13 protein-coding genes are annotated in these 15,922 nt (G+C 33.9%); 4 read left to right on the top strand and 9 right to left on the bottom strand.

Features of this window, described 5'->3' with window-relative positions; genetic code table 11:
- Positions 1–96 precede the first annotated feature (96 nt).
- Positions 97–861, top strand: a complete 765-nt coding sequence (locus DYE60_RS02735; protein ID WP_115315109.1) for an FNR family transcription factor — start codon at positions 97–99, stop codon at positions 859–861.
- A gap of 6 nt (positions 862–867) precedes the next feature.
- On the top strand, positions 868–1,239 hold the full coding sequence (locus tag DYE60_RS02730) for a YacL family protein (protein WP_115315108.1): 372 nt from the start codon (positions 868–870) through the stop codon (positions 1,237–1,239).
- A 72-nt stretch (positions 1,240–1,311) separates the two neighbouring features.
- Here DYE60_RS02730 and nanQ read toward each other — a convergent pair whose 3' ends face one another.
- Entirely contained in the window at positions 1,312–1,782 is a 471-nt protein-coding gene (gene nanQ / locus DYE60_RS02725) for an N-acetylneuraminate anomerase (protein ID WP_115315107.1), read from the bottom strand.
- Between the two features lie 158 nt (positions 1,783–1,940).
- Here nanQ and DYE60_RS02720 point away from each other — a divergent pair, with 158 nt between their 5' ends.
- Both DYE60_RS02720 and DYE60_RS02715 read left to right on the top strand, forming a co-directional pair.
- The gene (locus DYE60_RS02720; protein ID WP_115315106.1) at positions 1,941–2,654 is read left to right on the top strand and encodes a BUD32 family EKC/KEOPS complex subunit; all 714 of its coding nucleotides are present in this window, start codon (positions 1,941–1,943) and stop codon (positions 2,652–2,654) included.
- Positions 2,655–2,656: 2 nt separating this feature from the next.
- On the top strand, positions 2,657–4,513 hold the full coding sequence (locus tag DYE60_RS02715) for a tRNA(Met) cytidine acetyltransferase TmcA domain-containing protein (RefSeq protein WP_115315105.1): 1,857 nt from the start codon (positions 2,657–2,659) through the stop codon (positions 4,511–4,513).
- A 47-nt stretch (positions 4,514–4,560) separates the two neighbouring features.
- On the opposite strand, the gene DYE60_RS02710 is transcribed toward DYE60_RS02715, so the two are convergent.
- From DYE60_RS02710 to DYE60_RS02675, 8 genes are all read right to left on the bottom strand, one after another.
- The gene (locus DYE60_RS02710; RefSeq protein WP_115315104.1) at positions 4,561–10,449 is read right to left on the bottom strand and encodes a hemagglutinin repeat-containing protein; all 5,889 of its coding nucleotides are present in this window, start codon (positions 10,447–10,449) and stop codon (positions 4,561–4,563) included.
- A 17-nt stretch (positions 10,450–10,466) separates the two neighbouring features.
- Entirely contained in the window at positions 10,467–11,960 is a 1,494-nt protein-coding gene (locus DYE60_RS02705) for a ShlB/FhaC/HecB family hemolysin secretion/activation protein (protein ID WP_115315103.1), read from the bottom strand.
- Between the two features lie 180 nt (positions 11,961–12,140).
- Complete coding sequence (locus tag DYE60_RS02700) at positions 12,141–12,695, bottom strand: hypothetical protein (RefSeq protein WP_115315102.1); 555 nt, start codon at positions 12,693–12,695, stop codon at positions 12,141–12,143.
- Positions 12,696–12,707: 12 nt separating this feature from the next.
- Positions 12,708–13,118: a hypothetical protein gene (locus DYE60_RS02695; RefSeq protein ID WP_115315101.1), complete on the bottom strand. Its 411-nt coding sequence runs from the start codon at positions 13,116–13,118 to the stop codon at positions 12,708–12,710.
- Positions 13,119–13,121: 3 nt separating this feature from the next.
- Positions 13,122–13,346, bottom strand: coding sequence for a hypothetical protein (locus DYE60_RS02690; protein WP_115315100.1), 225 nt, complete (start codon positions 13,344–13,346; stop codon positions 13,122–13,124).
- Between the two features lies 1 nt (position 13,347).
- Complete coding sequence (locus tag DYE60_RS02685; protein ID WP_115315099.1) at positions 13,348–14,457, bottom strand: DUF808 family protein; 1,110 nt, start codon at positions 14,455–14,457, stop codon at positions 13,348–13,350.
- 15 nt (positions 14,458–14,472) lie between these two features.
- Complete coding sequence (locus DYE60_RS02680) at positions 14,473–15,444, bottom strand: DUF4157 domain-containing protein (RefSeq protein ID WP_115315098.1); 972 nt, start codon at positions 15,442–15,444, stop codon at positions 14,473–14,475.
- A 9-nt stretch (positions 15,445–15,453) separates the two neighbouring features.
- Entirely contained in the window at positions 15,454–15,918 is a 465-nt protein-coding gene (locus DYE60_RS02675) for an ecotin family protein (RefSeq protein WP_115315097.1), read from the bottom strand.
- Between the last annotated feature and the right edge of the window lie 4 nt (positions 15,919–15,922).

Raw genomic sequence — 15,922 nt, 5'->3', positions numbered from 1 at the left:
TATTTTACTGAGACATAAAAATAGACTTCATTATATCAAAAAATAGTGCTAAAATTTGTTTCAAATCAAATTTTTTATCTTTTTTGGAAAGCTTTTATGAAAATTATATCTGAATCGAAAATGGTGGGGAAATGTAGCTCGATTCATTGCCAGAATTGTAGCATAAGTCAGCTTTGCTTGCCTTTTACCCTTAATGATCACGAATTAAATCAGCTTGATAATATTATTGAACGCAAAAAGCCCGTCCAAAAATCACAAATTATTTTTAAATCTGGTGACGAATTACAATCTTTATTTGCTATTCGTTCAGGTACGATAAAAAGTTACACTATTAGCGAAAATGGTGAAGAACAAATCACCGCCTTTCACCTTCCTGGTGATCTTATTGGTTTTGATGCTATCAACTCAATGAAACATATTGGATTTGCTCAAGCACTTGAAACTTCAATGATTTGTGAAATTCCTTTTGATATTTTAGACGATTTAGCAGGGAAAATGCCTAAAATACGTCATCAGATTATGCGTTTAATGAGTAATGAAATCAAAAATGATCAAGATATGATTTTACTCTTATCACGAATGAATGCAGAAGAAAAACTTGCTGCTTTCCTATACAACCTATCTCAACGCTACTCTGCTCGTGGATTTTCAGCTCGTGAATTTCGTTTAACAATGACTCGTGGTGACATTGGTAATTATCTTGGTTTGACCATTGAAACTATTAGTCGCTTGTTAAGTCGCTTCCAAAAATCGGGAATGATCACAGTACAAGGGAAATATATTACCATTAACGAAATGGATCTTCTTACTGATATGGCTGGCTCAACCAAAGCTCAAATCCCTATAATCCAAACGGCATAGTTAACGATGGAATACCAATTTACTCGCACCGCTTATGGCGTTGTAACAAAATGTTCAATGGAACACGAGGCTTTTGGATATTGGCTAAACAATGAGTCCATACAAAAAGAGAAATTACAACTTATTTTCGAAAAAATAACATTGTGTAAAGCAACTTATCCAAGTTCTTTTGAATGGCAATTAAACGGTAAAGAATATACGCTCTATATTCATGATGATGAGGTTATTGTGAAAGCAAATAGCCTAATGCTCAATTATTCAGATGATATAGAAGACGATTTTCAACTCTATACACAAGAAAGTATCGCTGTTTGTGGTATTGATGATTTTGAAAAATTTATCATTGCTTATCAAGATTTTCTACACCGTTTCCATTAAATAAGCGGTCAAATAATTTATAAAATTTGCAAAAAATAAAGGCATTGTGATTTAACAATGCCTTTTGTTTTATTATTTATTTAAGAATTCAACAGGTACTTTTACCACTATTTTACGCAATTTTTTATTTCCAGTCACAGAATTAACAGGTTTATGAGGTTCATAAGGAAGAAAAATAGCAAACGCATTCGGTGTTAACACAAGCTGATTTTTATCTTCTATAATATCTGAAATTTGATAATCATCTTGTTCGTTATATTCATTATACAAACTCAAATCAGGAGTTTGAAGTCCGTATTCGATCATCTCTTCGCCAGAAATCAGTACGTGAATATCAATCATCTTACGATGAATTTCAGCCGCTTTTCCTTCCGCAGGCGTACTTTCTAACTCCATTACATTCATTTTAACGCCTTCTTCCAGATCTTGCCAACCTAAAGGTAAATTAGCTAAATCTAAAGTTTTTAATTTCCCACATAACTGAGCAAATATTGGTGGCAAACCCACAGCATAATCATCACGAGATAAATGTCCAAATAACATAATCACTCCTCAAAATAGTTAAAAATTTCACACAAATAATAAATTTTTATTTCATAAACTTCAAGCATAAATAGAGTGTTATTCCAAAAATAAAATCTAAATTGATTTAGCTCATAAATAGGGATACAATTTCGGGTTTTTATAAAACACAAATAATAATGGATACATTAAGAGAGTATGTAGAACAATTAGTTGCTAGCCATAAAGGGGTAAGAATTACTGCGTTTTACTTTCAAGGTCAAAAATATTGGCTTAAACAGACTGAACAATTAACTGGATTTGAGCATATTTTAAAACCTTTCCCAGAAAAAGCATTACAACGTGAAATTGAACAGCTGAGTTATCTAAATGATAAACAAGTCTCAACTGCACGTTTGGTGCTAACAGGTAATAATTATTTTGTTACTAATAATGTCGGAATATCTATCGCGGCATTATTAAGACAACCACATATATCAATAACACAAAGCCATTATTTTGTTAACTCAGCAGCTAAAGCACTAAGCAAATTACATCAACAAGGTTTTATTCACGGTCGCCCTGCAATTCGAGATATAACGATGTTGGAAGATCAGATTTATTTTATTGATTTTGAAAACAAATTTTCAAATAAAAGCCTAGAAAGTAAAAAAGTGCGTGATTTGCTGATCTTTATTCACAGCTTATATCGTGCAAAGCTATCACAAGAAATTGTTGAACAAGCTGTTGAAAGCTACATTCAGGGTGGTGGAAATGAAATTTGGCAAGCTACTATGAAATATATAAAGAATAAACGCTGGCTTTATTGGCTATTATCCCCAACAAAACCGATTGCAAGAAAAGATTTAATTTCTGTTATTTATATTTTTGAATATATTTTAAATATCAAATAGTTATGCGTAAACTAGTCATTGTTACTCAGCCATTCTCTCTTGAAAACTTGTCAGGGAATGGCGTTTATTTGCACGAAACAGTTCATAATTATGTACTTAACATTCCAACACTCTCTTTTAAGAATGCTAAAAAATTGCTGGGGCAAACGCTTGATTATGCAATTTATGATATGAGTAATGGGCAAGGGGTTTGCTTTAATTTAGACGCACTTGCTATTGTCAGCGGGACGCTCGCAAGCAAGGGAACGTTAATTATTCTCTGCCCTCAATGGCAATGTTTAACCGATAATGTTGATAACGATAGCCTACGCTGGTCTGAACAAGGTTATAGTAAATCGCCTAATTTTTTTTATTATTTTCAAGAGCTTATCCATAAATTTCAATTTGAAATAGTTAAAGATTTTGATCTTAATAGACTCACAAGCGGTCATTTTTTTCCTAAAATTTACACATTTTCACAATTTACTCAGCAGCAACAATTTATTTTTAATAAATTACCTACACACAATGCAGATATTCATTTAATTACAGCCCCAAGAGGACGAGGTAAATCTACCCTATTAGGAAAACTCGCTCAAAAAATTCAACAAAACCATCAGGTTATTATTACCTCTAGGAGTCATTTTGCTTTATCTACATTTTGGCAAAATAATATAGAACAAAAAAACATTTTATTTTACCCCCCAGATAAATTACTACAACTTATTGAAAATAAACAACTAAAATCTGATTGTTGGTTATTCGTTGATGAAGCAGCAACCTTGCCTTTACCAACGTTACACCAACTGACAAATTATTTTAAAAAGGTTATTCTTGCTACCACAACACAAAATTATGAGGGGACTGGACGTGGGTTTAATCTTAAATTCTTACCTCAATTAACCCGCCCTTATAAAGAATGGTTGCTCACTAAACCTCTACGCTGGCAAGAAAATGATCGCCTTGAAAAATTTATCAATCAGTTATTGATCTTAGATGATCTTGAAGATAATGCCCCACATAGCCACCAAGCATTTTATCAACTTTTAGCAAATGCACATTACAAAACAACGCCAACGGATCTGCGACGCTTATTTGATGCCCCTAACCAATATTATTTAAAACACATCGAAAATAATCAGCTTATTGGTGGTATTTGGGCTATTTTTGAAGGAGGATTAGATCAAGATCTTGTTAAAAAGATTTGGCAAGGCACACGCCGTCCACAAGGAAATTTAGTTGCACAATATCTCTGTTTTCAAGGAAATTTGATGGAAGCAGGACGATTACGCTCAATTCGTATTTCTCGCATTGCAATCACACCACAGAAGCAACAACAAGGCTTTGGTAAGCGGTTAGTTTCTAAGCTAATTTTGCAAATCCAAGAAAAAAATGATCTTGATTTTATTTCTGTCAGCTTTGGATTAAATGAAAAACTATTTCATTTTTGGCAAAATTGTGACTTTAAATTAGTGCAAATCAGCCCAACAAAAGAAGCCAGCAGTGGCTATCATAGTGCAATGATGTTATATCCGATTACAAAAAAAGGTATAGATTTTGTCCAACAAGCCCAAACACAATTTCAACGAGATTTCTTTCTATTACCATTTTTACAATATTTGCAAAAAGTAATAAAAATTACACCGCTTGAAAACCAACTTGCATTTATGGATAGCGATCATAAAAACTTGCAAGGTTTTGCAAATGATCATCGAAGTTTAACCGCTTGCTATGCAAGTTTAAAACGGTTACAAAAACTAAATCCTAATGCGTTAATGCTCTTAAATCCAATATTAAATACAGATGCTCTACAATTACCTAATTATAAAAAAGCGTGGTTAAAAAAAGTAAGAGAAGAAGTAAAGAACATTTTAGACTAAATAAAAAAGGGCGAATTTCTCGCCCTTATCTTATTGATTATAAAAGATTACTTAATATGAAATAATCTTTTAAAGAAGTTTCTCGCTCTTTCATCAAAAGAGAGCTTTTTAACTTCAACTTTACCCTCTGGCTCAATTTTTGGGGTTTCGTTCATTCCTGCCGAAGCTTTTGCTGATGCCATAGCACTAGCCTCAACTAAGTCAGTATTAAGATTAACTACACCGCTTGCGTTTCCAGTACCATCTAGTTTTGTTAAACCCTCTGCGGTATTGGCAACTGTATCAGTGTGAGTATTGATTGTTAATGAGCCATCAACTTTGCCATCTTTACCAATTACTTTTTTGCCTGCTACAGTGACTGCTCCATCGCTGTTTACATTCACTGACGCCCCCGCTGGTTTATTCAAGCCTGCGTGTGCTTCGCTGCCTGCATTGATAGTTAAAGAACCCTCTACTTTACCATCGGTAAGTTGCTTTTTACCTGCGATTGTCACTGTGCCGTTTGAGTTTGCATTACCGTCTAGGGTTGTTAAACCCTCTGCGGTGTTCGCGGCTGTATCAGTGTGAGTATTGATTGTTAATGAACCATCAACTTTGCCATCTTTACCAATTACTTTTTTGCCTGCTACAGTGACTGTTCCATCACTATTTACATTCACTGACGCACCTGCTGGTTTATTCAAGCCTGCGTGTGCTTCACTGTCTGCATTGATAGTTAAAGAACCCTCTACTTTACCATCGGTAAGTTGCTTTTTACCTGCGATTGTCACAGTACCATTTGAGTTTGCATTACCATCTAGTTTTGTTAACCCCTCTGTGGTGTTCGCGGCTGTATCAGTGTGAGTGTTGATTGTTAATGAACCATCAACTTTGCCATCTTTACCCATCACTTTTTTACCCTCTACAGTCACTGTTCCATCACTGTTAACATTCACTGACACACCTGCTGGTTTGTTTAAACCTGCGTGTGCTTCGCTGTCTGCATTGATAGTTAAAGAGCCATCCACTTTACCATCGGTAAGTTGCTTTTTACCTGCGATTGTCACTGTGCCGTTTGAGTTTGCATTGCCATCTAGTGTTGTTAAACCTTCTGCGGTATTAGCAGCTGTATCGGTGTGAGTGTTAATTGTTAATGAACCATCAACTTTGCCATCTTTACCGACGAGCTTTTTGCCTGCTAAGGTCACTGTTCCGTCACTGTTTACATTCACTGACGCACCTGCTGGTTTATTCAAGCCTGCGTGTGCTTCACTGTCTGCATTGATAGTTAAAGAACCATCTACTTTACCATCGGTAAGTTGCTTTTTACCTGCGATTGTCACTGTGCCGTTTGAGTTTGCATTGCCATCTAGTGTTGTTAAGCCTTCTGCGGTATTCGCGGCTGTATCGGTGTGAGTATTGATTGTTAATGAACCATCAATTTTGCCATCTTTACCGACGAGCTTTTTGCCTGCTATAGTCACTGTTCCGTCACTATTTACATTCACTGACGCCCCCGCTGGTTTGTTTAAACCTGCGTGTGCTTCACTGTCTGCATTGATAGTTAAAGAGCCCTCTACTTTACCATCGGTAAGTTGCTTTTTACCTGCGATTGTCACTGTGCCGTGAGAATCCACTTTACCACCTAATTGATCAAGCCCTGCTTGTGAATTACCACCAAGCTCAGCGTGTCCGTTAACATTTATTGAACCACTCACATCGCCATTTTCAAGCTCTTTCTTACCTACGATAGCTGTTGCTATATCTGATGCAATGTTTCCACCAATCACTCCCTCATTATTCACATTGGTATTTGTTTCAAAGTTAATACTGGTATCTTTTAATGGAAGATCTTTATTAGGTTTAATTACAACATCGCCTGCTACTGATGATGAAAGATTTGAATCATTTAATTGACCGTTTTCATCGACATTCAATTTGCCGTTCATACCCACGACATAAGTGCCATCGGTATGTGCAGTTTCTTTTTTCACTTCGGTTGATAAACCTAAACCGCCTGTTGCACCGTGTCCATTAGTTGAAATATTTCCATTTGCAGCTAAATTCACTTTTGCTGCATCTTGTTTTTTAATATTACCATGAACTGTTGCTCCATTGATCGTCGAAGTATTTGCAATTTCTTGTTTATGCTCAATTTTTGTTGCCACATCAAGTTTACCATCCCCAGTTTCAGGATTGATTTTGCCATTAACCCCTATACCAAAATTAGTTTCAGTATCAGCATTTGAAATTAAGTTCACATTTTCAGCATTTATTGAACCAGTTTCTGCTGTGATAGTAGAGTTTGCTACATTAACATCTGTTTTTGAATTGATATTAAGTTTGCCAACTTGAATTTTACTACCAGCCTGCTCTTTTTTGTGGTTTTGCTTATGATTTACGCCTGCTGTTACATTTGCTGTTACAGTCTCAGTAATAATATTTGCATTTGTTTCAGCACCTACATTCGCATTTACTTCATAAGCATCTTTTTTGTTTTCAGTTGCAACAACATCAACTTTACTTGCATCGATATCTAATTTATCTGCAGTTACATTAGAGTTTTGAATCGTAACCACATTACCCGCAGAAATATTGATATTTCCACCACTAATATTCGCAGCACTTGATTTTTTCTCTAACACGTTGATGTATTGTTTATTTAAGCTTACGTTACCATCAACTGAAACGGCAATACCTAATGAAGCAGGATCAACATTGTTCGCTTTAACATTATTTACTAACCGTTTAATTTCATTATAGTTTTTTTCTAATTCAGCTTTAATTTCTTTAGCTTTTTGATAGCCTGCAATAGGATTTGCAAGATAGCCTAATAATTGCTCTCTTTCATCAACCAACTTTTTGGCCTTAGAAATTAACCCAACAACAGAAGACTGAACTTTTCCGCCCATTCCAACAATGAATTTTTCACTATCTTGTTCATATTTCGAAATATTATCAGCGTTTTGGATAATCACATTGTCTTTCGCAATAATATCAACATTACCTGTTACGTTAGAACCTGTTACAGTCACATCATCTGCCGTAATCACGACTGAACCGCCTTCAATCGTTGAAGCACTAGATACTTCAGTATCTAGATTTTCTTTTTTATGATCGAGAGTTGTGGTCACCTTACCTGATGCAGTATCATTTTTAAGTCCAAAGTCAGCATTTACACTTGCAGTTACACCATCTTTTTTAATCTTAACCTTGTTTTTACTATCTTGAATATCTACAGTTTTGGCAGATATCGTTACGTTGTCACCCTTTATATTGGAGCCATCAACGGTTACCTCTTTTTTCGCCGTAATTTCAACTTTACCGCCTTCAATAGAAGAGCCTGAATGAGTTGTCGTCGATTCTTCAATATGCTCTTTCTTCGCTATTTCCATATCAACTTTAGCACTCACATCCCCTAGCTCAACGCTTCCGTTTAACTCTTCCCCAGCTAAAATAAAGTGTGAGTCTGTGACAGTATCAGTATTATTCTTCGCACTAGCAATGGTGACATCATTAGATTCGAGTTTAACCTTAGCACCTTTTATTTTACTCCCAACAACAATCAACTCTTTTGCAATTTTAGCGGCGATTTCACCGTCACTTTGTACTACTGAGCCAATTGATTTTTGTTCTTCCTTTTTAACTTTTTTATAGTTTTCGCCTAAAATTCCATTATCAATGCCAACTTTTTTATCTAATTCATTTTTTACTGTTGCGACATCCACTTTGGCAATATTTGAATCAATATTGATATACTCCGTACCCACAACGTGACTACCTTTGGTATTCAACTGTTTTGCATCAATATCCAAATCTTTTGCATAAATGAAACTTGGTGCATTCACCTGTGTTTTTTCATTATGTTTGATTTTTCTAAATGATTTTGAAATATCATAAGATGATTGATAATCTTTTTCTAAATAAGAAGAGTCATTGTCGATCTGATCTGCTGTAATTTTCAATTTACCGTCAGACTTCAGAATAGAAGATTCTAATGCAACATTTTTAGCGGTCAGATTTAATTCATTTTTTGCAAAAATGCCACTACCTGAACCAACTTCCCGAGTCAGTTCTTCTTTATCAGTTTTTAACACAATTTCTTTGGTTTTAAGGGTATTAAGTCTTAAACTATCGACCGTTAAATCTGCTTTATCTGCTTTAATAACCGCACTATCTAAGGTCACTTTTTTACCATTTAAAGTCAACTCTTTTGCTTTAATTTCTTGACCTTTTAATTTCAGATTATTCGTATCAATCGTTAATTTATCTGCTTGAACTGACATCCCCGTGTTAATATCATCAGATAATTCAACTTCTGTTGCGTTAATATTAACTTTTTTACCCTTGATTGCAGAAGTATTGATTGCTGAAATCTTCGTTTTTCTTGCAGAATCCTCATCAACTAGACCTCGCTCATAAGCAATATCATAAGTGGCATCCACAATGACTTTTTTCGGTTTTTTAGGATTCAAGAAGTTTCGTTTTTCAACATATATTGGCATAACTTCCCAAGAGATATTTTCATAACCATCTTGTAAAAGAATATCCCCTGAAATGCTATTACTATTGATCACTTTTCTAGCGGTTATTTTTAAACTATCTTTTGCAGAAATGACAGCGTCTTTATTTTGCAATAAATCATCAAGCGTAATTACCACATCATTTGCTGAAACCATAGCTTGCTTGGCTTTCGCTTTACTGATCGCAACAGCTTCTAAAATACGTTTTTCATTGGTCTCGGTGGCATAAATATCACCTTTATTGACAAATTCAGATTTGCGTTGTTTTTGAGCAACTAAGTCTATCCCCTCTTTTGATAAGACTGTATTCTTATCAGCCACATTGAGATTATCTAAGAATTTTCTGAAATTCTTAACAATTGAGCCATCTTTCTCATAAGTGCTTTCATCATAGGTCCATTGATTTAATAATGAACCTGTCATCAATAACCAAGTATCTTTTGAGGTTAATTGCTCTTTATGAGTTTTATTCCATACCTCTTTAATGAAATTCACATCTACAATTTGACCATCTCGGGTGACCCATTTTAAATCATAAGACGCTTTATCAAACTTAACTTTACCAATATTATCAAAGGCTTTTGCTTTAATAGTGACTTTATTTTGAGCGACAATATTACCTTTGTTTGTTACTTTTCCTTTCGCATCAAGGTTAATATTATTTTTTGCTAAAAGTTCATCAATTTCAACATCAAGTAATGGAGAAGTTGCTTTTACATCAATTTGCTCTGAATAAATTTTACCTAGTTTACTTGCTTTAACATAAACCTTGCTTGGAATGAAAATAATATTGCCGTCTTTATCAATATCATTTTTGCCCAAAATTGCTGTTACTTTTTCACCAGCAGCAATTTTACCGTTATTGGTTAATACTTCTGTAAATAAATTTAAGTTTTTAACACCTTTTAATCCTTTACCTGAAATAACCACTTCTCCGCCACGCACACGTGTTGTTAAATCCTGATCAACAACCCCTGTGGTTAACGTCAATTTTTGAATGTTTTCAAAAGAAGCACCATCAACTAAAATACCACTTTCATTTGCAATATAAACGTGTAAATCTTTTGAAGAAGCAGCTTCTAAACGGCTGATAAGTTTCGTTTTATCACGCCCAGTTACGTTCATTACCGCAACATCCGCTTCTCTTTTAATTAAGTTTTTATTGGCCTCAATTTTTCCAGCAAGTACTGAATTATAATCAACATTACTGTTGTTAATGATTGTACCCTTACCTTCTACATTGAACTTTTCAAAATAGTTCATTGAAACACCGTCGCTATTTGGTGTTTCAATATCAATTTGACTTACGCCGTTGGTCATTTTAACAACTGTATGCCCAGCCTTATTTGAATCAACGACGGTATTTGCATTTACTTGCGTCGAAATTGCTGCCAAGATAGAAATAAATAATGGACTTTTTTTGAAATTTAACATTTCATACTCCTTCCTATTTAAAATTGCACATTTAATTTTATAGACATAGCACGATCATTTTTTGTATGACTATACTTCGTCCCAAAACCTATATTGTTACTTGAAAATATCACACCAGCACTTGCACCAGTTAATGTTTCCCTATTTTCAACATCTCTACCAGCAGCAAATTCTAAAAATGGATATAACGTTACTTTTTCAATTTTCACAGGATATTTCACTGTATTATTGATATAAAAAACAAAAGGCGAATCATAGACTAATGGCTCACTATCGAAATCATTATTTTTATTCGTATAAGTACATTTATCATACATTACATCGCCTGATACTAATTTAGAATAGCCTAAAAAACCGTTTAAACTATAATAATCCGTGTTAAAATTCGTGTAATTACGACTCATTAAACACTGACTATCATCACGTTTAATCGGTTCATCCTGCTTTGCTAAATTAAAATTCAGATTTGGTTTAAATTCTAATGCATAGATTTTTTTATCTTTCACAAAATATTTTAAAACACTCGCTCCAATACCTGCATCTGTAAAATCACGATCATAAATTAACGTATTTTTTAACACTTCTTTCTCATTTTCTTGAGATAAGCTTACATAAGCTGACACCATAAAATCAGGATCTTTGATAAGCTCAGTATTGGCACTCATTCCAATTCTGTGTAATTTATCTACCAACACAATGCCACTAAACTGCTCTTTTTTCTGTTTATAGCGTGTGTAATTAAGACTAAAATCAACGTCTTTAACCAAAAAACTATAATTTGCACTCAGCATTCTGTCTTGTTTTTCAAGATTTGCATTTAAGTTCAAGCGATCATTGAAACCTAGAATTTGTTCAAAATCCAATCCTAAATTGTAAGTCGTTTTTGAGGATTTATTCTGTTTACTTTTTATTGGCTTTGTATGCTTTACCTGTAATTTGGGCGTGATCTTAAAATGGTAGTCATTTTTTACAACTACATCGGAATAATGTTTTTTATCTGCATTCACAATAGACACATTTAATTTGTTAGTGCTGTTTTTGTTATATCTTGCAACAAACTCATTCACGTCATTGATATTTAAAATTTTGCCATCTAAATCTGCACCAAAAAGTTTTTTCTTTAAATTAGGAAAGAAAGTCGAACTATCTTGCATAATCACATTATTCACTTTGCCTGCAATTACTTTAATTTCGCCATTTTCAGATACAATAGACGAGGTGGCATAGCCTTTTTTTAACATCAATGCCAAGAGATTATTTAGTTCTTCTTTAAGCTCTATTCGAGTTTTAAAGGCAATTTCTTTTTTACCTAAAAGATTATCTTTATCGTTGATTTGAAGTTTGTGAGTCTTACTCGGAGATTGATTTGGAATATCAGAAACAGAAAATGATTGAAGTAGCGTATTTAAATCCGTTTGATTCAACTCAACGCCAACACCAGCATAACAAAGAGAGGAGCCACATAAAAAACCTATGCTCAAAAACGTATTTTTTAAAAGAATTTTTTTCACATTTATCCTTTTTATCAAAAAACATCATAATCAATCAAAATGGTCATAAATTATATCACAAAAAATAACCAGTAAAAGGGATATCATCTGAAATAACACTGTGTAATAATTTTGCAAAAAGTAATAAAAATCACACCGCTTACGATAGTATGATTTTTAATATAATCCACAGCATTATATCTATAAGTGACATTTCAGATATTCTTGAAGAGACGCTTTCCATTCTTTATCTGCATCAAATGGCGAAGCTAAAGGAGATTTATCCGCATTTCCTAAAAAAGCGTTTAAGCCGTGTTGAATCATATAACGTGGATAATAGTTGGGCTTTCCAATTTTTTCTAGCTTATTGCAAAGTAGTGAATTCTCTTTGAAAGATGCTTTTAAGTTTTGACTCATTTTCTCACGTTTTATGCCATCAATATTAGAAAATGTATTTATTAACAAAACTCTTACTGCTTGATGAGACGACTTATCTGTTACTCTTTTCGTATCAAAATAACCATAAGTCCTTGCAACAAAATAAAGATCAACCGCCTTCGCATAATCTTCTTTTAGTACACACTCTTGCACTCCCGTAAAAATATCTGCTGGTGTATGAGTATTTTTTAGCTCATCAATACTAATACAACCAATAGGAGAGCTTGCTTCTAAATTACCTTCCATTTCATAATTAACAATTTCTGCCTTTGAAATTAAGGTACTTAATCCAATCAATAAAATAGCTAATTTTTTCATTTTAAAGCTCTCTTATTTAATACGTTGATACTCTCCCGCCAATGACGCTCCGCCCCGACAATAACTCATCATTCTAAAACGCTCTTCAAAATTTGAGGTAAACACATCAACAGCGGTATTATTTTTGATAGGTTTTATATACATTAAAATTTCTTTTGGTTCGTTTGGTAAACGAATATCAAGCCATAATTGATTATCTTTTAATTTGGCGACACCTGAGAAAGAGCAAGCTGCTCGCCCCCGAATCTTTGAGGCGGAAAAAGTAACCAAATAATCTTTCTTTTGAGGCTCAATAGATAAGGTTTGTTTATAGCCACCTTTAATGTTTGAAACGGTTTCATACTGCCCATTATAATCAAATGTTGGCGAGTTTAATTGGCAAGCGGTTAATATAAATGTAGATAATAAGATTGTTTTCTTCATTGGTTACTCTGGAATAATCGGCATTAAAAGGCGTGTTAAAAAAGTGATTATAAGTAGAATAATCACCACATATTTGGATGAAATCCAACGTTCAGGAATAAAAGCACAAAGAATAGACAGTACTAAAATCACCGCTAATTCTATTAAATTTGATAAACTTTGTGCCCCAAAGCCTAATCCAGTTAAAAATACCCAAAATACAGAAGGTAATAGCAATAATATTTTCATTTTATACCTTACCTTTCTTATTTTTTATTACTTTCTTAGCTAGCTCTATGAGCTTAACCGCAATATAGCCCACGATTAACGCAAGAATGATATCTAACAACATAGTCGCAAAAGGTACATTTTCAATGGTATGTACAAAAGAATAAAACAGATGGGTTTGATGTGAAATAATCCCGCCTCCAACAGCAAGCATAGCAATCGTGCCAATAATCCCAATTCCTTTGATTAACATTGGCATTGCTTTAATCAAAATATTGCCCAAAGATTGATAAAATTCACTTGGTTTCTTTTTAAGATAAAATCCAATATCGTCTAATTTAATAATCACCCCAACAATGCCATAAACGGCAACAGTTGTGATCATTCCAATTAAAATAAGAACAAAAAGCTTGGTAATAAAATCACTGTCTTGTACTAATCCTAAGGTAATTACAATAATTTCAAAGGATAAAATGAAATCCGTTTTTACCGCCCCTGTTACTTTTTTATTTTCAAACTCTTGTGCTGTTAAATGGAGACCTTGTGGCTGCACGACACTATTTTGATGGTGCAAACCAAGTTTATTTAAAATACTTTCCACCCCTTCATAAGCCAAATAAATCCCCCCTAAAATTAAAATCGGTGAAATGAGCCAAGGTACAAAGGCACTCATTAACAAAACCAACGGAATAATAATAAATTTATTCTTAAAGCTCCCTTTTGCAATTTTATACACGATCGGAATTTCTCGTTTCGCTGCACTTTCTGTCGCTTTTTGTATCGCTTGCTGTCTTAAACGTTCAAGCTCCGCTAACACCTCTTTTTTCTCGTGTTCGGGCAAATTTTCGATATGCTCTTTTAATTCTTGTGTGGTTTTAACCTTTGATAATTCCTTTTCTAATATTTCAGAGGTAGTGTCATTCGTCATACTCGCAATCGCCGCCAAATCATCAACGATTAAGCCTGTCGATTTTATTCCTGCTACTTTGGTGTAAGTTGCAATGTCGTCAAACAAAAGTGCGACATCATCAAAAGAGGTGGTAATGGTTTTGGTGGTACTTGCCACCGTTTTACTTGCTAAACTGCCGATGTCATCTGCTAAAAGGGATAAATATCCCAATAATCCTGCCATAAATTTAATTCCTTGCTATTTTTTAATTGGTTTATTTTGTAATACGTTAATTATCTTATTGATAATTTCAGGGTTAGGTAAATCTTTTTTATTCATCATCGCATACACAAAATTTTCCGCCAAAACTTCTTCAGGATCGATAATATATTGCGTATTAAATCCAATCTGTTCAAAAAAGCCTGATACTTCATCTAACGAATAAATAATAGGTTGATTTTTATCGGATAAATCCACTTCTTTATTTTTCCCTTCGCCTTTTAACTTCACAAAACCAATGTTGATATAGTCAAAGAACGTGCCTTTTTGATAAGGTTTATTAGCAAATAAAATCATCAAACCATCGATAGTCTGATCCGCAACCTTTAACTTAATATAACTATCATCAAAAGGGGCATCAGGGTTAGAGATCAAATTATCTTTTAATGGCGAAGGCAGGGCAATATCATTCATCAAATGAAAGCCGATAACAGAATACAACTCTGCCCTTAAGTTTGGATTATAACGAGTTAAAATATGAAATAATTCGTGAATCAGTAAATGTTTCAGCTCTTTGTTATCCTTAGAAACTAACTCATCTTTCAAAACTATCAGATTTTCCCTTGTATATCCCTCAGCACCACCTTCTGTTTGCATTGTTGATTTGATAAATACAATCTTAGGAAGAGTGAAATGAAATCCATTTTGTTTAATTAACCCATTGATTTCTTTGTTTGTTTTGTTAATAAGTTGAATTTCATCTGGTGTCCAATCTTTTGTTTGTGCCACCATTAAATTAAGCAACTCGTTCTTTGAACCAGCTTGATTATGCAATCTTGACTGAATATCAAATTGACTTAATCTTTTAGTATATTCATCTTCTTTTTTCAACAAAGTGGACGCTTCACTTTTAGAGGCAAAACTCACATTTTCTGTCCAGTTGCTTTCCGCTTTTGAAACCGATGAAAAAGAGAAAAATAAGACGAACAATATCTGAATATAAATTTTCATACCCTTTTCCTATTTTGATAATTCCGCTGTTTTCTTCTCAGAATCCGCACGCCAAACACGATATTTCACTTGATAGCCCTTAGGGGTGTAGATCACAAGCGGTAATTTACTGTTGTAATTTTGCAAAAATCCCTCTGAAAGCACTTCACCTTTTTTCGCCTCTCTTTCAGGGCAAGCCATCATCGTACTTCTCACATTGCCATCCGTTGCTACTTGATAATAAGAATAGCCCCAACTTTTGAGATTTTTCTCTGCAAATGTTGCTGGTAACGAATGATAATTACAATCTAACATCATTTCTTTGGCTAAAAAAAGCTCCACTTTATGATCTTGCTCATTTTTCAATGGGGCAAGTGTTATGGTGTGCTGAACCTGATTCTCTTGTGCTTTGGGATACATACTTATATCCATTGTAGATTTAGAGACCCCACAACCACAAAGACTTAATACTAAAAAACCAACTAATTTTTTCATTTTT

It is taken from the genome of Phocoenobacter uteri, assembly GCF_900454895.1.
In the GTDB taxonomy this organism is placed as follows: Bacteria; Pseudomonadota; Gammaproteobacteria; order Enterobacterales; family Pasteurellaceae; genus Phocoenobacter; species Phocoenobacter uteri.
Note: the sequence above shows the minus strand (reverse complement) of the source record. Positions and strands in the feature narration are given on the sequence as shown.